The organism is Saccharothrix deserti, from assembly GCF_009769385.1.
Taxonomy (GTDB): Bacteria; Actinomycetota; Actinomycetes; order Mycobacteriales; family Pseudonocardiaceae; genus Actinosynnema; species Actinosynnema deserti.
In genome coordinates, this window is sequence record NZ_ML775960.1 from 216,125 (window position 1) to 234,242 (window position 18,118).

At 70.6% G+C, this 18,118-nt stretch carries 21 protein-coding genes; 12 read left to right on the forward strand and 9 right to left on the reverse strand.

Going from position 1 to position 18,118, the window contains the following annotated elements:
* Positions 1-2 precede the first annotated feature (2 nt).
* Positions 3-1,064: an anthranilate phosphoribosyltransferase gene (gene trpD / locus FM051_RS03205; protein WP_158840445.1), complete on the forward strand. Its 1,062-nt coding sequence runs from the start codon at positions 3-5 to the stop codon at positions 1,062-1,064.
* Between the two features lie 443 nt (positions 1,065-1,507).
* Complete coding sequence (locus tag FM051_RS03210; protein ID WP_158840447.1) at positions 1,508-2,173, forward strand: lysophospholipid acyltransferase family protein; 666 nt, start codon at positions 1,508-1,510, stop codon at positions 2,171-2,173.
* A 65-nt stretch (positions 2,174-2,238) separates the two neighbouring features.
* Here the strand turns inward: FM051_RS03210 and FM051_RS03215 are convergent, their stop codons facing one another.
* Entirely contained in the window at positions 2,239-2,655 is a 417-nt protein-coding gene (locus FM051_RS03215; RefSeq protein ID WP_158840449.1) for a cytochrome c oxidase subunit 4, read from the reverse strand.
* Positions 2,656-2,667: 12 nt separating this feature from the next.
* Entirely contained in the window at positions 2,668-3,600 is a 933-nt protein-coding gene (gene ctaC / locus FM051_RS03220) for an aa3-type cytochrome oxidase subunit II (RefSeq protein WP_158840451.1), read from the reverse strand.
* Between the two features lie 209 nt (positions 3,601-3,809).
* On the opposite strand from ctaC, the gene asnB reads away from it, so the two are divergent.
* Positions 3,810-5,738, forward strand: coding sequence for an asparagine synthase (glutamine-hydrolyzing) (gene asnB / locus FM051_RS03225; RefSeq protein ID WP_158840453.1), 1,929 nt, complete (start codon positions 3,810-3,812; stop codon positions 5,736-5,738).
* A gap of 77 nt (positions 5,739-5,815) precedes the next feature.
* Here asnB and FM051_RS03230 read toward each other — a convergent pair whose 3' ends face one another.
* Positions 5,816-6,334, reverse strand: coding sequence for a MerR family transcriptional regulator (locus FM051_RS03230; protein WP_158840455.1), 519 nt, complete (start codon positions 6,332-6,334; stop codon positions 5,816-5,818).
* A 45-nt stretch (positions 6,335-6,379) separates the two neighbouring features.
* Between FM051_RS03230 and FM051_RS03235 the strand changes: the two genes are divergently transcribed.
* The 4 genes from FM051_RS03235 (at position 6,380) to FM051_RS03245 (ending at position 8,640) form a co-directional block, all read left to right on the forward strand.
* The gene (locus FM051_RS03235; RefSeq protein ID WP_238412099.1) at positions 6,380-7,558 is read left to right on the forward strand and encodes an MFS transporter; all 1,179 of its coding nucleotides are present in this window, start codon (positions 6,380-6,382) and stop codon (positions 7,556-7,558) included.
* Positions 7,559-7,633: 75 nt separating this feature from the next.
* Positions 7,634-7,804: a hypothetical protein gene (locus FM051_RS50380; RefSeq protein WP_202918657.1), complete on the forward strand. Its 171-nt coding sequence runs from the start codon at positions 7,634-7,636 to the stop codon at positions 7,802-7,804.
* 153 nt (positions 7,805-7,957) lie between these two features.
* Positions 7,958-8,254, forward strand: a complete 297-nt coding sequence (locus FM051_RS03240) for an ArsR/SmtB family transcription factor (protein WP_158840457.1) — start codon at positions 7,958-7,960, stop codon at positions 8,252-8,254.
* Positions 8,251-8,640 (forward strand): VOC family protein, encoded by a 390-nt coding sequence (locus tag FM051_RS03245; protein ID WP_158840459.1) that lies wholly within the window; start codon positions 8,251-8,253, stop codon positions 8,638-8,640. Before FM051_RS03240 ends, FM051_RS03245 begins: the two co-directional genes overlap by 4 nt.
* A gap of 128 nt (positions 8,641-8,768) precedes the next feature.
* Here the strand turns inward: FM051_RS03245 and FM051_RS03250 are convergent, their stop codons facing one another.
* Both FM051_RS03250 and FM051_RS03255 read right to left on the reverse strand, forming a co-directional pair.
* The gene (locus FM051_RS03250) at positions 8,769-9,143 is read right to left on the reverse strand and encodes a HesB/IscA family protein (RefSeq protein WP_077007559.1); all 375 of its coding nucleotides are present in this window, start codon (positions 9,141-9,143) and stop codon (positions 8,769-8,771) included.
* An 89-nt stretch (positions 9,144-9,232) separates the two neighbouring features.
* Entirely contained in the window at positions 9,233-10,246 is a 1,014-nt protein-coding gene (locus FM051_RS03255) for a glycerate kinase family protein (RefSeq protein ID WP_158840461.1), read from the reverse strand.
* A gap of 42 nt (positions 10,247-10,288) precedes the next feature.
* Here FM051_RS03255 and FM051_RS03260 point away from each other — a divergent pair, with 42 nt between their 5' ends.
* Positions 10,289-10,921 (forward strand): DUF3043 domain-containing protein, encoded by a 633-nt coding sequence (locus FM051_RS03260; protein ID WP_158840463.1) that lies wholly within the window; start codon positions 10,289-10,291, stop codon positions 10,919-10,921.
* A gap of 13 nt (positions 10,922-10,934) precedes the next feature.
* On the opposite strand, the gene FM051_RS03265 is transcribed toward FM051_RS03260, so the two are convergent.
* Complete coding sequence (locus FM051_RS03265; RefSeq protein ID WP_158840465.1) at positions 10,935-11,705, reverse strand: DUF4352 domain-containing protein; 771 nt, start codon at positions 11,703-11,705, stop codon at positions 10,935-10,937.
* A gap of 147 nt (positions 11,706-11,852) precedes the next feature.
* Here FM051_RS03265 and FM051_RS03270 point away from each other — a divergent pair, with 147 nt between their 5' ends.
* Positions 11,853-12,842 (forward strand): aldo/keto reductase family protein, encoded by a 990-nt coding sequence (locus FM051_RS03270; RefSeq protein WP_158840467.1) that lies wholly within the window; start codon positions 11,853-11,855, stop codon positions 12,840-12,842.
* A gap of 19 nt (positions 12,843-12,861) precedes the next feature.
* On the opposite strand, the gene FM051_RS03275 is transcribed toward FM051_RS03270, so the two are convergent.
* Complete coding sequence (locus FM051_RS03275; protein WP_158840469.1) at positions 12,862-13,062, reverse strand: hypothetical protein; 201 nt, start codon at positions 13,060-13,062, stop codon at positions 12,862-12,864.
* Positions 13,063-13,139: 77 nt separating this feature from the next.
* On the opposite strand from FM051_RS03275, the gene cobU reads away from it, so the two are divergent.
* The 3 genes from cobU to FM051_RS03290 are packed head-to-tail and all read left to right on the forward strand — an operon-like array spanning position 13,140 to position 15,468.
* Complete coding sequence (gene cobU / locus FM051_RS03280; protein WP_158840471.1) at positions 13,140-13,697, forward strand: bifunctional adenosylcobinamide kinase/adenosylcobinamide-phosphate guanylyltransferase; 558 nt, start codon at positions 13,140-13,142, stop codon at positions 13,695-13,697.
* Positions 13,694-14,731: a nicotinate-nucleotide--dimethylbenzimidazole phosphoribosyltransferase gene (gene cobT, locus FM051_RS03285; protein WP_158840473.1), complete on the forward strand. Its 1,038-nt coding sequence runs from the start codon at positions 13,694-13,696 to the stop codon at positions 14,729-14,731. The genes cobU and cobT overlap by 4 nt, the downstream gene beginning before the upstream one ends.
* Positions 14,731-15,468, forward strand: coding sequence for an adenosylcobinamide-GDP ribazoletransferase (locus FM051_RS03290; RefSeq protein ID WP_158840475.1), 738 nt, complete (start codon positions 14,731-14,733; stop codon positions 15,466-15,468). Before cobT ends, FM051_RS03290 begins: the two co-directional genes overlap by 1 nt.
* 255 nt (positions 15,469-15,723) lie before the next feature.
* Here FM051_RS03290 and FM051_RS03295 read toward each other — a convergent pair whose 3' ends face one another.
* Together FM051_RS03295 and FM051_RS03300 are read right to left on the reverse strand one after the other, a co-directional pair.
* On the reverse strand, positions 15,724-16,824 hold the full coding sequence (locus FM051_RS03295) for a branched-chain amino acid aminotransferase (RefSeq protein WP_158840477.1): 1,101 nt from the start codon (positions 16,822-16,824) through the stop codon (positions 15,724-15,726).
* Between the two features lie 75 nt (positions 16,825-16,899).
* Positions 16,900-18,105 carry an APC family permease gene (locus FM051_RS03300; protein ID WP_158840479.1) on the reverse strand — a complete coding sequence of 402 codons (1,206 nt, stop codon included), beginning with the start codon at positions 18,103-18,105 and terminating at the stop codon, positions 16,900-16,902.
* Between the last annotated feature and the right edge of the window lie 13 nt (positions 18,106-18,118).

Consider the following 18,118-nt stretch of genomic DNA (forward strand, 5'->3'; position numbering starts at 1 on the left):
CGATGACGACCGTGGACCGCACCTGGCCGTCACTGCTGAACCAGCTCATCGACCGCGTCGACCTGACCCAGGACGACACGGGTTGGGCCATGGACCAGGTGATGTCCGGCGCCGCCACCCCGGCGCAGATCGCCGCGTTCGCGGTGGCGCTGCGGGCGAAGGGCGAGACGCCGGAGGAAGTCGACGGCATCGCCACGATGATGCTCCGGCACGCCCGCCGGTTCACGGTGGAAGGGCGTGCGGCGGACATCGTCGGCACGGGCGGCGACGGCTCCGGGTCGGTGAACATCTCGACCATGGCGGCGATCGTGACCGCCGCCGCCGGCGTGCCGGTGGTGAAGCACGGCAACCGCGCGGCGTCGTCGAAGTGCGGCACGGCGGACGTGCTGGAGGCGTTGGGCGTGGCCATCGACCTGCCGCCGTTGGGCGTGCAGCAGACGGTCGAGGAACTGGGGATCGGGTTCTGCTTCGCCCCGGTGTTCCACCCCGGTTTCCGGCACGCGGGCGCGCCCCGGCGGGAGATCGGCATCCCGACGTCGTTCAACCTGTTGGGGCCGTTGACCAACCCGGCGCAGCCGAAGGTGGGTCTGATCGGGTGTGCCCGTGCGTCGGCGGCACCGTTGATCGCGGGTGTTTTCGCACGTCGGGGCAACACGATGCTGGTCGTGCGCGGTGACGACGGGTTGGACGAGATCACCACGACCACCACGACGTCGGTGTGGGTGGCCGACGGCGGTGCGGTGAGGGCGGACCGGATCGACCCGTCGGTGCTGGGTGTCGCGGCGGCGTTGCCGGAGGACCTCAGGGGCGGTGACGCGTCGTTCAACGCGGAGGTCGTGCGCGACCTGGTGGCCGGGAAGCCGGGTGCGGTGCGGGACGCGGTGCTGCTCAACGCGGCCGGCGCGCTGGCGGCGCACGCCGGGCTGTCGGGTGACCTGCACGCGGACATCGCGGACGCGATGGGCCGGGCCGCCGAGGCGGTCGACTCCGGCGCGGCGGCGGACCTGCTGCGGCGGTGGGCGGCGCGCTCGACCGAGCTGAAGACGGCCCTCGCCGACGCCTGACCGGGACCGCTGTCCGTTCCGCCGCGAGCGCAAGCCATGCTTCGCAGGGGTCGCCTCCAGGGGACCCCTGTTTTTATTCTGCCCGGTAGGACCGACGGTGTGCCGGTTCAGGACGCCCGCCTGTGGATAACCGCCGGCACACGATGGATAACTGCCCGCGCATCCGGCGACCGGCTCACCGCCACACGCCCTCGCGCCGCATGCCCACACGCCACCCGCTGGCCGCCCACCACCCCGCCGCACGCCCACCCGTGCACGCCGTGCCGCCGCACGCCCTTCCGCGGCAGGCCCCAGCGCCGTAAGCCCCTGCCGCCGCACGCCATTGGGGCCACGCACGCCTCGGACCACGTCCTCTAACCCATCCGGCTGCACCCCTACACCCAGGCCGGAGACGACTGCCACCTTTTCACCGCCGGGTAACAGCGGCCGGTCATGCTGTGAGCATGCTCTACACGGTGATGAAGCGAGTGGTGGCGCCCACGGCGCGGCTGGTCTACCGGCCGACCGTCGAGGGGCTGGAGAACGTGCCCACCGACGGTCCGGTGATCCTCGCGCCGAACCACTTGTCGTTCATCGACAGCATCGTCATCCCGATGGTGGTGCCGCGCCGCGTCGCGTTCCTGGCCAAGGCCGAGTACTTCGAGGGCAAGGGCGTCAAGGGAGCCCTCTCCCGCTACTTCTTCGGCTCCCTGGGCCACGTCCCCGTCCACCGCGGCCTCGGCAGGGCCGCCAGGGCCTCGCTGGACACCGCCAAGGCGATCCTGGCCGACGACGGCGCGTTCGCCATCTACCCGGAGGGCACGCGCTCGCTGGACGGCCGCCTCCACCGCGGCCGCACGGGCGTGGCGCGGATGGCGCTGGAGTCCGGCGCACCGGTCGTCCCGGTCGGTCTCATCGGCACGGACAAGGTGCAGCCGGTCGACCGCAAGCTGCCCCGCATCCGCCCGGTCACCATCCGGTTCGGCAAGCCGCTGCGCTTCGACCGCTACGCGGGCATGCACGAGTCGCTGCCGGTGCTCCGCTCGGTCACCGACGAGATCGTCTACCGCATCCTGGAACTGTCCGAACAGGAATACGTGGACAGCTACCAGAACTCGAACGCGGCCTGAAGGCCGGAAGCCCCACGAGCACGAAAAAGGGGGCCACCCGAAAGGTGGCCCCCGAAAAGCCCAGGTCAGTCGTGGCTCGGACCGGTGTGGTACTCGAACACGAGACCGCCGACGGCGATCAGCACCAGCACGACCGCGATCACCAGCAGCCAGACGTGCCAGAACGCCAACGCCACCCCGCCCGTCGCGGCAGCCGCCGCCAGAGCGATCGGCCAGTAGCTGCCGGGGCTGAAGAAGCCCAGCTCACCGGCACCGTCGCTGATCTCGGCGTCCGCGTTGTCCTCGGGCCGCACCTCGATGCGCCGGGCGACGAACCGGAAGTACGTGCCGACGATGAGCGCCAACCCGCCGGTCAGCGCGAGCGCCACCGTCCCGGTCGGCTCGACCGCGCCGGTGTCCGCCCAAGTCCAGTAGCCGTACACGACGGCCATCAGGAACGAGAACGCCATCACCAAGTCAAAAATGCGTGCTTCGACCTTCATCGCAGCGTCCTCCTACTTCCCGCCGCCGGACGCCTCGCGGACAGTCCGGTCGGTGTCGAAGGGCTTGGTCGTCACGGCGTGCGGCGTGCACAGCTCGCCGCAGTCCATCTCGGTCAGCGCCTCGGCGGCCGTGTACGGCTGGCCGGTGGCCCGGTTGGTGGACTGCCGCAGGTACATGTACCGGTCGAAGTCACCCGGCGACAGCGCCCTGACCTCGAAGTTCATCACCGCGTGGTAGACGCCGCACAGCTCGGCACACCGCCCGACGAACGACCCGGTCCGGTCGATCTGGTCGATCTGGAACGAGTTGTCCTGGTTGTTCTTCTCCGGCTCGGGGAAGACGTCCCGCTTGAAGTGGAACTCGGGCACGTAGAACGAGTGGATGACGTCGGTCGACCGCAGGTTGAAGCGGATCGACCGGCCCTGCGGCACGACCAGCAGCGGGATCTCGCCGGACGAGCCGACGGTGCTCACCGGCAGCCGGGCGTCGTTGGTCTTGAACCCGGGGTACTGGAACTCCCAGTTCCACTGGAACGCGATCACGTCGACCGTCACGTCGGGGTCTTTGCTCTTGTCCGTGACGTAGTTCTGCGTCACGGCGGTGAAGTAGAACAAGACCGCCACGATGATCGTCGGCACGACCAGCAGCACGAGTTCCAACGGCAGGTTGTAGGCGACCTGGCGGGGCAGTTCCTCGCTCTTCTTGCGGTGGAACGCGACCGACCAGAGGATCAGACCCCACACGATCACACCGACCGCGAGTGCCGCGACGACCGACCAGGTCCACAGCTCGCGCATCGCCTCGGCCTGCGGCGTCACGGCCACCGGCCAACCGAAGCGCAGCACCTCTTCCGTGGAGCAACCCGTGGCCCCGACGCCGACCAGGCCGACCAGCCCGCCGACCTTCGCCAGCCGGGCTGCCCTGGTGCCCTCCTTCAGGCCCACTGCTCGCCGCCTCCTCAGTTGCCTTCGACCGCTACTCAAATCTCGCAGGCAGGAGCGCGATTGCACCCCATGCCGGATCATGCGGGAGCGTAGCCCAGCGCATGGCGCGTCACCCGTCGGGGGCCGCACCCGTGCGGTGCAGTTTCGGTCACACACAGGCCCCCCGGCATACTGGACTCTTCTCCACACGACTCGAAAGGTGTTACGGCGTGTGCGGCCTGGTAGGACTGGTTTGCCCTGGCGAGAACGACGCCGAGCGGGCTCGCTCGGCGGTGGCGGGGGCTCTGCGCTGCCAGCGGCACCGCGGCCCCGACGAGAGTGGCACCTGGCAGGGCGGTGAGGTCGTCTTCGGCTTCAACCGCCTGTCCATCATCGACATCGAGCACTCGCACCAACCCCTGCACTGGGGTCCGCACGACCAGCAGGGTCGGTACGCGATCCTGTTCAACGGCGAGATCTACAACTACGTGGAGCTGCGCGCGGAGCTGACCAAGCAGTTCGGCGCGGTGTTCGCCACGGACGGCGACACCGAGACGATCGTGGCGGCCTACCACTACTGGGGGCCGGCCGCGGTGGCGAAGCTGCGCGGCATGTTCGCGTTCCTGATCTGGGACAAGGCGCGCCGGGTGGTGTTCGGCGCGCGCGACCCGTTCGGCATCAAGCCGCTGTACTACGCGGCCGGTCCGGGCGGTGTGGCGTTCTCCAGCGAGAAGAAGTCGGTGCTGGAGCTGGCGCCCACGATCGGCATCACGCCGAAGGTGGACCAGAAGGCGCTCCAGCACTACCTGATCCTGCAGTACGTGCCGGAGCCGGAGTCGCTGCAGAGCGAGATCCACCGCATCGAGTCCGGCACGTCGTTCACGCTCACGCCGGGCGGCAAGCCGGTGGTCGAGCGGTACTTCCCGGCCACGTTCCGGCCGCGCGCGGTGCACGGCGAGGCGGACGCGAACCGGCTGTACGACGAGATCACCGAGGCGTTGCGGGACTCGGTGGCCAAGCACATGCGGGCGGACGTGACGGTCGGCTCGTTCCTGTCCGGCGGCATCGACTCGACGGTGGTCGCGGCGCTGGCCAAGGAGCACAACCCGGACCTGATCACGTTCACCACCGGGTTCGAGCGGCAGGGCTACTCGGAGATCGACGTGGCCGCCGAGTCGGCCGCCGCGATCGGGGTGAAGCACGTGGTCCGGGCGGTGACGGCGCAGGAGATGATGGACGCCCTGCCGCTGATCACGTGGTACCTGGACGACCCGGTGGCGGACCCGGCGCTGGTGCCGTTGTGGTTCATCGCCCGCGAGGCGCGGGAGCACGTGAAGGTCGTGCTGTCGGGTGAGGGCGCGGACGAGTTGTTCGGCGGCTACACGATCTACCGCGAGCCGTTGTCGCTGGCGCCGTTCGAGAAGGTGCCGGGCGCGTTGCGCAAGGCCATGGGCAAGGTGTCCACGAAGATCCCGCAGGGCGTGCGCGGCAAGGACCTGCTGCGGCGGGGCGCGCTCACGCTGGAGGAGCGCTACTACGGCAACGCGCGGATCTTCATGGACGACCAGCTGCGGCAGGTGCTGCGCACGTACGACCCGAACGTGTCGCACAAGGACGTGACCGCGCACGTGTACCGGGAGTCGGAGGGCTGGGACCCGGTGACGCGGATGCAGCACGTGGACCTGTTCACGTGGTTGCGCGGCGACATCCTGGTCAAGGCCGACAAGATGACCATGGCGAACTCGCTGGAGCTGCGGGTGCCGTTCCTGGACCCGGAGGTGTTCCGGATCGCGTCGCAGGTGCCGTCGGAGCTGAAGCTGACCCGGGAGACCACCAAGCACGCGTTGCGCCGGGCGATCCGCGACATCGTGCCCGCGCACGTGCTCAACCGGCGCAAGCTGGGCTTCCCGGTGCCGATCCGGCACTGGCTGAAGGACGAGATGCACGACTGGGCGGTGGAGAACGTGCGCCAGTCGCAGACCGACCAGTACATCGACAAGGGCGCGGTGCTGCGGGTCATCGAGGAGCACCGGTCCGGCGTCGCGGACCACAGCCGGCGGATCTGGGCGCTGCTGGTGTTCATGATCTGGCACGGGATCTTCGTGGAGGGCCGGATCCGCCCGGTCATCCCGGAGCCGCACTACCCGGTCAAGCTCTAAGCCCACGACGAAGGCCCCCGGCGTGCGTGCCGGGGGCCTTCGTCGTGCGCGGGTCGTGCTCGGGGGTGGCGTGTGGCTCAGCCCGCTTTCTCGACGCGTTCGGCCTGTTCAGCCCGTTCGGCCTGTCCGGCGCGGCGGCGTGCGTCGACCGCGCTCCGGCACTCGGCGACGGCCTCCGTGCCGATCTTGTCCTCCAGGATGCGGGTCACGTCATCGACCAATTTGGACAGGTGGGCCTTGCTGCGGGTCAGCTGCTCGATGCGGGCGTCGATGGACGTCAGCTCCTCGTTCAGCATCTCCAGCAGCGGCACGCAGGCCGCCTCGTCCTCGGGCAGCGGGATGTCCTGGTCGAACGCGTGCGCGAGCACGAGCCGCGCGAGCCGCACGTTCAGGCCGGAGTTGATGAGGCAGCGGACGCTGCGCACCCGTTCCACATCGGACTCGTCGTAGACGCGATAACGGCTGTCCGTGCGCGGCGGGGTCAGCAGTCCCTGCTGGTCGTAGTAGCGCAGCATGCGCACCGTGGCGCCGGTCTTCTCCGCGAGCTCACCGATCAGCACGTATTCCCACTCCCGTCGAAAAGAGCGCTCGATCACGCAACCTTGACCCTGACGTCAGTGTCACACTTTACCGTCGGTTCCGTGATCGCCTTCATCCTGATGCTCAGCGCTTTCGCTGTGGGGACATCCGAGTTCATCATCGTCGGCGTGCTCCCCGAGGTCGCCGCCGACCTCGGTGTGGACGTGCCGACCGCAGGCCTGCTGGTGACCGCTTACGCCGTTTCGGTGGCCCTGGGCGGCCCCGTGCTCACCGTGTTCACCGGGCGCATCTCGCGCCGCAAGCTCCTGATCTCCGTCATGGCGTTGGCCCTGCTCGCCTCGCTGGGCAGCGCCCTGGCCGACGACTACACCCTGCTCATGGTGGCGCGCATGGTCGCCGCGCTGGCCCAGGGCCTGTTCTTCGCGGTGGCCTCCCAGGTCGCCATCTCCGCCGTGCCGCCGGAGAAGCAGACCGCGGCCATCGCCAAGGTCGTCAACGGTGTCGCGCTGTCCACCATCCTGGGCATCCCGCTCGGCACGCTGATCGGCCAGAACTACGGCTGGCGGGCGTCGTTCGTGCTGGTCAGCGCGTTGACCGCGATCGGGCTGATCGGGGTCGTCCTCGGCACGCCGAAGGTCGCGCACGAGCCGGACCCCGGTGTGCGGGCCAGCCTGTTCGCGTTCGGCCGGCGGACCGTGCTACTCGGTCTGGCCACCACGATCCTGTCGTTCACCGGTCTGATCACCGCGTTCACGTACGTGGCGCCCGCGTTGCGGGACGTGAGCGGGTTCGAGCCGGGTTGGGTGACCGGCGTGCTGCTCGTGTACGGCCTGGGCACGCTCGTCGGCAGCACGCTGGCGGGCAGGGTGCCCACGCACAACATCGCCCGCGTCCTGCCGATCCCGCTTGGCGTGCTCGGCGTGGGGCTGCTCGCCCAGGGGCTGATGCTGGAGAGCAAGGTGGCCGCCGTGGTGAGCGTGTTCGTGCTGGGCGCCAGCGCGTTCACCGCCGGTCCGCTGATCCACACCTACCTGATGGGTCAGGCGGGTTCGGCGGCCGGGCTGGTCGCCTCCGTGAACATCTCCGCGTTCAACGTGGCCGCGGCGCTGGGCCCGATGCTCGGCGGCGTGGTGCTGACCAGCGGACTCGGCCTGCAGTGGGTCGGGACCGTCGGCGGCGTGTCGACCATCCTCGGCGTGGGGGTGGCTCTGGTGGTCGGCAGGGTGACCGCGCGGTCGGCGGCTCCGGCGGCGCCCGCGCCACTGGTCGCGCACGTGTGAGATGAGGCCCTACCGGGCGGAACTACCGCCCGGTAGGGCTTTGGTCAAGGCATTTGCGCGCATACGGTCGCGGATGTGAGGAACATCGAGGCGGACACGCTGGACGAGCTGATCGAGGACTGCACCGAGCTGCCGCAGGAGCTGCGGGCCGCGGGCAAGACCCTCCAGGAACCGCGGGCCGCGGTGCCGTGGCAGGTGGACGACGCCAACTACGCCCAGGTCGCGGACCTGGACGCCTACGTCTGAGTCCGATCCCTGGAAGCCCCCGCCCCGGCGGGGGCTTTTGACTGGGCGTGATCGGCGGTGGTCAGGCGAGGAGGGCTTCACGCTGACCGCCGTCCTCCCCCTTGCCGCCGCCCTCCTTGACAGGCAAGTGGTGACTTGCCTATAACTGTGCCCGTGGACGCAGACCCCGACCTGTTCAAGGCCATCGGCGACGCGACGCGACGCACCATCCTGGACGAGCTGACCGACAAGGACGGTCAGACGCTGTTCGAGATCTGCGGCCGACTGACCATGAAGCACGGCCTGGCCTCCTCGCGCCAGGCCATCTCGCAGCACCTCGCGGTGCTCGAACAGGCCGGCTTGGTGCACACCCGGCGGCAGGGCCGGTACAAGTTCCACCACATCGACACGAGCCCGCTGCGCTCGATCCTCGAGCGGTGGCCCATCGAGCGAGAGGGACCGAACCCGTGATCCGCATCAACATCACCAGCGTGTTCGTCGACGACCAGGCCAAGGCGCTGGCCTTCTACACCGAGAAGCTGGGGTTCATCAAGAAGACCGACGTGCCCGCCGGCGAGGCCCGCTGGCTCACCGTGGTCTCCCCCGCCGACCCGGACGGCGTCGAGCTCCTGCTGGAGCCGGACGGCCACCCGGCGGCGGGCCCGTTCAAGAAGGCCCTGGTCACCGACGGCATCCCGTTCACCCAGTTCGCCGTCGACGACGTGTACGCCGAGGTCGAGCGGCTCAAGGGGCTGGGCGTCGAGTTCACCCAGGACGCGACCGACATGGGGCCGGTCGTCACCGCCGTCTTCGACGACACCTGCGGCAACCTGATCCAGATCGCCGCCATGAAGTAGTCGCCCACCCCCGCCGGCAGAAGTCCCGCCGGCCGCACCTCAGGCGCAACGGCGCAAGCGCAAAACGGGAAGGGCCTCGCCGTGCGGCGGAGGCCCTTCCCGTGGTTACTGCGGTTCCAGCGGGTCGATCAGTGGAACGAGTCGCCGCAGGCGCACGAGCCGCCGGCGTTCGGGTTGTCGATGGTGAAACCCTGCTTCTCGATCGTGTCCACGAAGTCGATCACGGCACCCTCGACGTACGGGGCGCTCATGCGGTCGACGGCGACCTTCATGCCGCCGAAGTCGCGCAGGGCGTCACCGTCGAGCGTGCGCTCGTCGAAGAACAGCTGGTAGCGCAACCCCGCGCAACCACCGGGCTGGACGGCGATGCGCAGGTGCATGTCGTCGCGCCCCTCCTGGTCGAGCAGCGCCTTGGCCTTCGAGGCCGCCGCGTCGGTCAGCGTCACGCCATGGGTGGGCGGGGCGTCAGGAGTCGAGGTGACTGCGTCCTGAGCGGTCGTCATGGCTCTCCCTCAGAGGTCCTTTGCGGGCATCTATTCCGAGCAACACGGGTAGTACCCGCTTTGTTCCTGTCCCCATGGTCGCACAGCCGTCAGGTGCGGGGGTGTGACCACTGCCTCGCCACCTCCGCGGCGAGATCGGCCAGCGTGCCCGCCGGGTCGGCCATGCTCCGCTCCACCGACCCGGCGTGCTCGGCCACCGCGTACGACTCCTGCACGCCCGCCGCCGCGGCCTCACGCCTACCCACCGTGACCTGGCCCGCGAGCACCACGCACGGCAGGCCGCGTTCCGCCGAACCACCGGCCACGGCGGTCACCAGCTTGCCGCGCAGCGACTGCCAGTCGAAGCTGCCCTCACCGGTGACGGCCAGGTCGGCGTGGTCCAGCGCGTCGTCCAGCCTGGTCAGCTCGCGGACCATCCCGGCACCGGACGCGACGGTCGCGCCGAGAGCCATCAGTGCAGCTCCGAGGCCTCCGGCGGCACCCGCGCCGGGCAGGTCGCGGACGTCGGCCAACTCGTCCATCGCGGCCAGCCGCGCCTCCAGGCGTTCCACCGCTTCGGGTGACGCGCCCTTCTGCGGGCCGAACGTGCGCGCGGCACCGTGCGGGCCGAGGAGGGGGTTCTCCACGTCCGCGGCGGCGACGAGGCGGGCCGTGACGGGCTGGACGGTCTCCCGCAGGCCCTCACCGCCGTCGGTGGTGCCCGAGCCGCCCAGGCCGACCACGATCGTGTGGGCGTGCCGGGCGGCGTTGATCAATTCGCCGACGCCCCTGGTGGTGGCGGTCTCGGCGGTCCGCGCGCGCTGGTCGGACGGGATCAGGTGCAGGCCACAGGCCTGGGCGGACTCGATGTACGCGCACCCGTCGTGCTCCAGCCAGCGCGCCTCCACGGGCGTGCCCAGCGGGCCGGTGACGGTCGTCGTGTGCAGGGTGCCGCCCAGGGCGGCGTGCAGGACGTCCACGAAACCCGGGCCGCCGTCGGCCAGCGGGCGGAGGTGGAGCTCGTCGTCGGGAGCGGTGCGCCGCCAGCCCGCGGCCACGGCCTCGGCGACTTCCCGCGCGGTCAGGGTTCCGCCGAAGCAGTCCGGCGCAATAACAACTCGCACCTCGCGAACAGTACTTATCGGGGCATCTCCTACTCTGGTGTGGTGAGGTTCCTGCGCCGCAACGCCGACGAAGCCGCTGACACCACCGCCGAGGACATGCCGGCGGAGGTGAACCCGGCCGATCCGTCGCGCACGCCCGCCAAGGGCCGGCCCACGCCGAAGCGACGTGAGGCGGAGGGCAAGCGGCGCGGCCCCGTGCCGCCGCCGCCGAGGACGCAGCGCGAGGCGTTGAAGCGGGCGCGCGGGAACAAGGTGTCCAAGGAAGAGCGCCGTGCGGCGGCGGTCGAGCGGCGGCAGCGGATGATGGCCGGCGAGGACAAGTACCTCCTGCCGCGCGACCGCGGGCCGGTGAAGGCCTACATCCGCGACGTGGTCGACTCGCGGCGCAACCTCATGGGCCTGTTCATGCCGCTGGCCATCCTGGTGTTCGTGGCGCTGCTCGTGCCCATGCCCGCGGTCCAGCAGTACGCGACGCTGGTGACCACGTTCATGCTGCTGGCGATGATCCTGGAGGGCTTCGTGCTCGGCCGGCTGGTCGTCAAGCGGGTGCGGCTGAAGTTCCCGGACGACACCAGCCGCGGCCTGTCCATCGGCTGGTACTCGTTCATCCGCGCCAGCCAGCTGCGCCGCCTGCGCGTCCCCAAGCCGCGGGTCTCCCCCGGCGACAAGGTCTGACGGACCACGCGGGCTACACCGGCCGTAGCGGGACGTCCTCCACGGACAGCGAGTCGGGTCCGTGCAACGCACCGAACACGGTGGTGAACGTGACCGTGACGCTGGTCGCGGAATCGGGCAGCGGCTCGCCGAACGTGATCGTCCCGGTCCTCGACTGCCCCGGCGGCACGGTGTCGGGCCACCTGCTGCGGAACGGCTCGCCCTCGACCGTGACGGCCCCGCTGGTGAGCTGCGAGTAGCCGAAGACCGGCAACGTGACCGAGGTGTCGTAGTCGTTCCGGACGGTCATCGTGACCTTGGTGAAGTGCGAGGTCACCTCGACCCCGTCCACCGTGAGCGCCAACGCGCCCGCGCTCGCCGACCTCGACTCGGCCAGCCGCTCGACGCCGGTCTCGTTCCCGGTGATCCAGCCGTAGGCGAACCGGGCGCCCGGCACGACGATCGCGACCACCACGGCGCACACCGCGAGACCGATCAACGCCGCCCGCCCCCGGCCGGACGACCGCTGCCGGGGCTGGTTCGGCGGCGGCCACCCGGAGGCCCGGTTCGGCGCCCCGAAAGGCGCCCCGGTCGGTGGCCCGGCGTGCCGTGGAGACGGGGTGTCGGTCGCGGTGGTCGCGGTCAGGACCGCGGCGACCACCGTGAGCCCGCCGACGACCAGCCAGAGCGTCACGCTGTCCGGCACGGCGGTGGCGAAGTTGATCGCGACGGCGACGGCGGTGCCGATCACCGGGGTGAGGACCGCGACGACCGCGGACCTGAACGCGGGGCTTCCACCGGACATGGCGACTCCAAACACAGGCCCCGCCGGACCGGTCGTGGTGGCGGCGGTCTCATCGGAGTAATCGCGCTCGGCGAGTGGCCGTTAGCTCGCGCCCGGTTACCCGCAGTTCATTAGCTTGCCGAACGAGTCGTCACTAGACTCCGCGACATGGAGTTCCGACGCCTCGGCCGCAGTGGCCTCAACATCAGCGAGATCTCGTACGGCAACTGGATCACCCACGGGTCCCAGGTCGAGGAGGACCAGGCGACGGCCTGCGTCCACGCGGCGCTCGACGCCGGGATCACGACGTTCGACACCGCCGACGTTTACGCCAACACCAAGGCCGAGTCCGTGCTGGGCCGGGCCCTGGCCGGTCAGCGCCGCGAGTCGCTGGAGATCTTCACCAAGGTCTTCTGGCCGACCGGCCCCGGCGGCCCGAACGACAAGGGCCTCGGCCGCAAGCACATCATGGAGTCGATCAACGGCTCGCTCAAGCGCCTCCAGACCGACTACGTCGACCTCTACCAGGCGCACCGGTTCGACAAGTCGGTGCCGCTGGAGGAGACGATGCTCGCCTTCGCCGACCTCGTGCGGCAGGGCAAGGTGCTCTACATCGGCGTCTCCGAGTGGAACTCCGACCAGATCGCCCGCGGCGCGGCGCTCGCGCGTGAGCTGAACGTGCCGTTCATCTCCAACCAGCCGCAGTACTCGATGCTGTGGCGCGTGATCGAGTCGCAGGTCGTGCCGACCTCGGAGCGCGAGGGCATCAGCCAGATCGTCTGGTCCCCCATCGCGCAGGGCGTGCTGACCGGCAAGTACCTGCCGGGTCAGCCGGTGCCGGAGGGCTCGCGGGCGACCGACGAGAACGGCGGCGCGAAGTTCATCCAGCGCTTCCTGCGCGACGACGTGCTGGAGAAGGTCCAGCGGCTCAAGCCGCTGGCGGACGAGGCCGGTCTGTCGCTCGCGCAGCTCGCGGTCGCGTGGACGCTGCAGAACCCGAACGTGGCGAGCGCGATCATCGGCGCGTCCCGCCCCGAGCAGGTGCACGAGAACGCGAAGGCCGCCGGCGTGACGCTGGACGCGGACCTGATGAAGAAGATCGACGACGTGCTCGAGGGCGTCGTGGAGACCGACCCGCGCTTGACCGTCACCCCGTGACGGCGTGCCTCGCCCCGGTCTACTCGGCCGGGGCGAGGGACATCGGGCCGTAGACCTCGGATTCGCTGCGCAGCAGCGTCACCTGCGCGACACCCGCCTCCCGCAGCTCGACCCACGCCGAACCGAACCAGTCCTCGGCCGCGGTCTGGTCGTCGAACGCGATGCGCGGGCCGTCGACCTCTCGGCCCTGCTCGTCCTGGTAGCGCCACCGGTACTCCATGGCGACCTCCTCACGACGTGTCCGCCGGGTAACGTTCCCGGTCAGGCTATGTCCTCCCGGAACAGATGGAGTGCGGTGTGACGCGTCGGACACTGGTGCTGGGCGGCGCGCGTTCGGGCAAGTCGGCGCACGCCGAGGGGTTGCTCGCGGACGACGTCGTGACCTACGTCGCCACCGCCAGGCGCTACCCGGACGACGCGGACTGGGAGCTGCGGATCGCCCAGCACGTGGCCCGTCGTCCCAGCACGTGGACCACGGTCGAGGCGCCCGCGCCGAACGACCTGATCTCCCTGCTCACCAAGAGCCGCGAGACCGACCCGCCGATCCTGGTGGACGACGTGGCCACCTGGCTCAACGGCGTGTTGGACGACGCCGGCGCGTGGGAGGGCCACGGCATCGGGCAGGTCGAGGACGAGTGCGCGTTGCTGGTCCGGGCGGTCGCGCGGACGCGCAGCCGGCTGGTCCTGGTGTCGGCGGAGGTCGGCCTCGGCGTCGTGCCCAGCACCCACTCTGGCAGGCTCTTCCGCGATCACCTCGGTTCGCTCAACGCGCGGCTGGCCGAGGTGTGCGACGAAGTGCTGCTGGTCGTCGCCGGAATCCCACTGCGATTGCGCGAACCCGGAGGTAGTCGGTGACGATCGAGTTCCCGTCCGTCGAGCCGCCCGATGAGGACGTGCGCGGCCAGGCGATCGCCCGGCACGGCGTGCTCACCAAGCCCGCGGGATCGCTGGGCAAGCTGGAGGAGCTCGGTGTCTGGGTGGCGGCGTGCCAGGGCCAGTGCCCGCCCCGGCCGTTCACCCGGCCCCGCGTGGTGGTGTTCGCGGGTGACCACGGGGTGGCGCAGCACGGCGTGTCGGCGTACCCGAGCGAGGTCACCGGCCAGATGGTGGCGAACTTCCTCGCGGGCGGCGCGGCGGTGAACGTGCTGGCGAACGTGGCCGGCGCGACCGTGCGCGTGGTCGACCTGGCGGTCGACTCCGAGACCTCGGTCGGCGATTTCAAGGTGCGGCGCGGTTCCGGGTCCATCGACCGCGAGGACGCGTTGACGCTCGAAGAGACCGAGAAGGCGATCGGGATCGGCCGCAAGCTGGTGGACGACGAGGTCGACGGCGGCGCGGACCTGCTCATCGCCGGCGACATGGGCATCGGCAACACGACGCCGGCGGCGGTGCTGATCGCCGCGTTGACGGGTTCCGAGCCGGTCGCCGTGGTCGGCCGCGGCACGGGTATCGACGACCAGGGCTGGATGCGCAAGACCGCCGCGATCCGGGACGCGTTGCGCCGTGCCCGGCCGGTGATCAACGACCCGGTGGCGTTGCTGGCCTCCGCGTCCGGTGCGGACATCGCCGCGATGGCCGGGTTCCTGGCGCAGGCGGCGGTGCGCAAGACGCCGGTGATCCTGGACGGCGTGGTGGTCGGCGCGGCGGCCGTGGTGGCCGAGGAGTTGGCGCCGGGCGCGCGTGAGTGGTGGGTGGCCGGGCACCGGTCCGTGGAGCCCGCGCACTCGTTGGCGCTGGGTCACCTGAGCCTGGAACCGTTGCTGGAGTTCGACATGCGGCTCGGTGAGGGTTCCGGCGCGGTGGCGGCGCTGCCGCTGGTGGTGATGGCGACCCGGATCCTGGCCGAGATGGCGACCTTCGACAGCGCGGGCGTTTCCGGACCCGCCTGATGCGGTTGGCGTTGTCGTGGCTGACGGTGCTGCCCGTCCGCGTCGGTTCCGGCGAGGTCGACGCGCGGGCGGCACGGCGGGCCATCGCGTTCGCGCCATTGGTGGGGTTGTTGCTGGGCGGGGCGGTCGTCGGGCTGCTGGCGCTGTTGAGCCTGCCGGACGTGACACCGCCGGATCTGGCCCCGCCCGATCTTCTGGCGGGGTTCCTGGTCGTCGGGTTCCTGGCGTTGGCGACGCGCGGGATGCACCTGGACGGCTTGGCCGACACCGCCGACGGCTTGGGGTGCTACGGGCCTCCGGAGCGTGCGCTGGCCGTCATGAAGGACGGTGGCGCGGGGCCGTTCGCGGTGGTGGCGCTGATCGTGGTGCTGGGCGCGGAGGCCGCCGCGTTCCCGACCGTCCACTGGGGAGCGGTGCTGCTGGCGCTGACGGCCGGGCGGGCCGCGTTCGTGTTGTGCTGCGTGGAAGGCGTGCCCGCCGCACGTCCCGAGGGGTTGGGCGCGTTGGTGGCGGGCAGCCAGCCGGTGTGGGTGGCGGCGTTGTGGTGGGTGGGCCTCGCCGTGGCGGGGTTCTTCGTGCACCCGTGGCACGGCCCGCTCGCGGTCCTGCTCGCGGCGGGCTTGGTGCTGCTGCTGATCCGGCACACGCGCAAGCGGTTCGGCGGGATCACCGGCGACGTGCTGGGCGCGGCCTGCGAAACCGCCACCCTCACCGTCCTCGCGATCTGCGCCCTCTAACCGCGAGAGTCGAACCCCCAGCGCTCGAGAGTCCTACGTTCGCGTAGCGAGAGTCCTACGTTCGCGTAGCGAGAGTCCTACGTTCGCGTAGCGAGAGTCCTACGTTCAGAACACCTGAATTCAACGCTCAGAACAGGCCTGGCCGTCCTGAGCGTTGAATTCGGGGTACGCGAACGTAGGACTCTCGAGCTCTGAATGTAGGACTCTCGCGTCCTGAACGTAGGACTCTCGGGCTCTGAACGTAGGACTCTCGGGTTAGTTGATCTTGGTCATCCAGTTGTGCGGGTCCTCGACCAGGCCCTGTTGGATGCTCGTGAGGTGGTTGCGCAGCTTCATCGTCACGTCGCCCGTGCGGCCGCCGGAGACGCTGAACTCGCCGCCCGCGTGCTTCACGTGCCCGACCGGCGTGATCACCGCGGCCGTGCCGCAGGCGAACACCTCGGTCAGCTCGCCGGACTCGGCCTTCTTCTCCCACTCCTCGGTGGAGATCCGGCGCTCCTCGACCGCGTAGCCGAAGTCCGACGCCAGCCGCAGCAGCGAGTCGCGGGTGATGCCCGGCAGCAGCGCGCCGGACAGCTCCGGCGTCACCACGCGCGCGTCGTCACCGGAGCCGAGGACGAAGAACAGGTTCATCCCGCCCATCTCCTCGACCCACCGGCGCTCCACCGCGTCCAGCCACACGACCTGGTCGCAGCCCTCGTCGGCGGCCTGCGCCTGCGCCACCAGGGACGCCGCGTAGTTGCCCGCGAACTTCGCCGCACCCGTGCCGCCGGGCGCCGCGCGCACGTACTCCGTCGACAGCCACACCGTCACCGGCTTCAACCCGCCGGAGAAGTACGACCCGGCGGGCGAGGCGATGAGCACGTACACGTACTCCTTCGCCGGCCGCACGCCCAGGCCCTTCTCGGTGGCGTACATGAACGGCCGCAGGTACAGCGACTCCTCGGGGATCGACGGCACCCACCGCTCGTCGACGGCCAGCAGTTCCCGGATCGAACCCAGGAACAGCTCGTCGGGCAGTTCGGGCATCGCGATGCGGCGGGCCGACGCGCGGAAGCGCTCGGCGTTCGCCTCGGGGCGGAAGGACGCGATCGCGCCGTCGGGCTGGCGGTACGCCTTGAGCCCTTCGAAGATCGCCTGGCCGTAGTGCAGCACCATGGCCGCCGGGTCCAGCTCCAGCGAGTGGTAGGGCTCGACAACGGCGTCGTGCCAGCCCTGTTCCTGGTTCCAGCGGATCGTCACCATGTGGTCGGTGAAGTGCTGCCCGAAGCCCGGCTTGGCGAGTACCTCCGCAACGCGCTCCGGGGTCGCCGGCTGCGGGTTGGGGGTCCGGGTGAAAGGCAACGCTGTCGTCATGGCAGCACGATAGCCGCCACTGGGACGTCGGAAAATCGTTGTCCCGATGCTCGGACATCCGAGCATCCCGTCGCGCTATCCGACGGCCTGCCGCACTCGACCCAGCGCGAGCAGCCCGGTACCCAGCGCGAGCGCGACACCGGTGATCACCAGGGCGTCCGCGGGGGCACTCATGGCCAGCAGGATCGACAGGCCCAGCCCCAGGCACGCGGTCCGCATCGGCCACGTCCGGTCCTCTTGCAGCAGAACGCGCGCCGAGGCGTTCGTGAAGCCGTAGTAGAACGCCGTGCCGCACGCGCCCACCGCGAGCGCGGTCGACGGCGGCAGCGCCACCGCGCCGAGGACGGCCAGCGCCGCGCTCACCACCTCCAGCGGCCAGCCCGCGCGGATCGCCGGGAGGTCGCCGGTCTCGGTCATGCCGACGAGCGTGCGCCGGGCCGACGCCAGCACGAAGAACAGCGACGACACCGCCGCCACCGCCGCGCCGAACCCGAGCACGGGCAGCAGCCAGCGGCCGTCGGCGACGATCAGCGCGTCCCGCAGCGGCGCGGGCGAGAGCGCCAGGCGGGCCGAGCCGAGCTGACGCAGCAACGCCGCGCCGACCCCGAGGCACACCAGCAGCACGACACCGATCACCACGGGCACCGCGAAGTGCAGCACCCTGGCGGAGAACACCTGGTCACCGCGTTGCGGCGCGGTGACCCGTTCGAAGCCGACGAACGCGACGAACAACAGCAGGGACGCACCCATCACGCCGTCGAAACCCGGCCCGTCGCCTACCACGATCGGGTTGTCCGGTGGCGCGACCGAGAAACACACCAGCACGACCAACGCGAGTACGCCCAACACCACGGCCGTAGCCGCGACACTCATTCGGGTGTTCCACCTGACGCCCGCCGCACCGAGCGCCGCCGTCACCACGATCAGGCCCAACGCCGCCGCCACCCGGTGTTCGGGGACCACGTACGCGCCGAACATCCCGGCCAGCGCGGCGGCCACGCCCGCTCTGCCGACCAGGTGGGCGCTCGCGCCGATGCGCGCGGGCCACGGGCCGAGCTGGTTGCGGATGTAGGCGTAGCCGCCGGGGGCGTCGGGGTAGGCGCGGTGCTGGTCGGCGGTGGAGAACGCGCAGCACAACGCGGTCACCGCGGCCAAGGCGAGCCCGGGGAGGAACCAGGGGCCCGCGACGGCGGCGGCGGGGGCGAAGCCGGTGAACACACCGGCGCCCAACGTCGCGCCGAGGGCGAGCACCACGGCCCCGACACGGGACGTGACTATCACCGGTACAGACTCG

Coding starts and splice junctions, on each gene's coding strand:
- trpD (WP_158840445.1), top strand. CDS start 3: ATGACGACCGTGGACCGCACCTGGCCGTCACTGCTGAACCAGCTCATC.
- FM051_RS03210 (WP_158840447.1), top strand. CDS start 1,508: ATGCTCTACACGGTGATGAAGCGAGTGGTGGCGCCCACGGCGCGGCTG.
- FM051_RS03215 (WP_158840449.1), bottom strand. CDS start 2,655: ATGAAGGTCGAAGCACGCATTTTTGACTTGGTGATGGCGTTCTCGTTC.
- FM051_RS03250 (WP_077007559.1), bottom strand. CDS start 9,143: ATGACGACCGCTCAGGACGCAGTCACCTCGACTCCTGACGCCCCGCCC.
- FM051_RS03265 (WP_158840465.1), bottom strand. CDS start 11,705: ATGTCCGGTGGAAGCCCCGCGTTCAGGTCCGCGGTCGTCGCGGTCCTC.
- FM051_RS03270 (WP_158840467.1), top strand. CDS start 11,853: ATGGAGTTCCGACGCCTCGGCCGCAGTGGCCTCAACATCAGCGAGATC.
- FM051_RS03275 (WP_158840469.1), bottom strand. CDS start 13,062: ATGGAGTACCGGTGGCGCTACCAGGACGAGCAGGGCCGAGAGGTCGAC.
- FM051_RS03290 (WP_158840475.1), top strand. CDS start 14,731: ATGCGGTTGGCGTTGTCGTGGCTGACGGTGCTGCCCGTCCGCGTCGGT.
- FM051_RS03295 (WP_158840477.1), bottom strand. CDS start 16,824: ATGACGACAGCGTTGCCTTTCACCCGGACCCCCAACCCGCAGCCGGCG.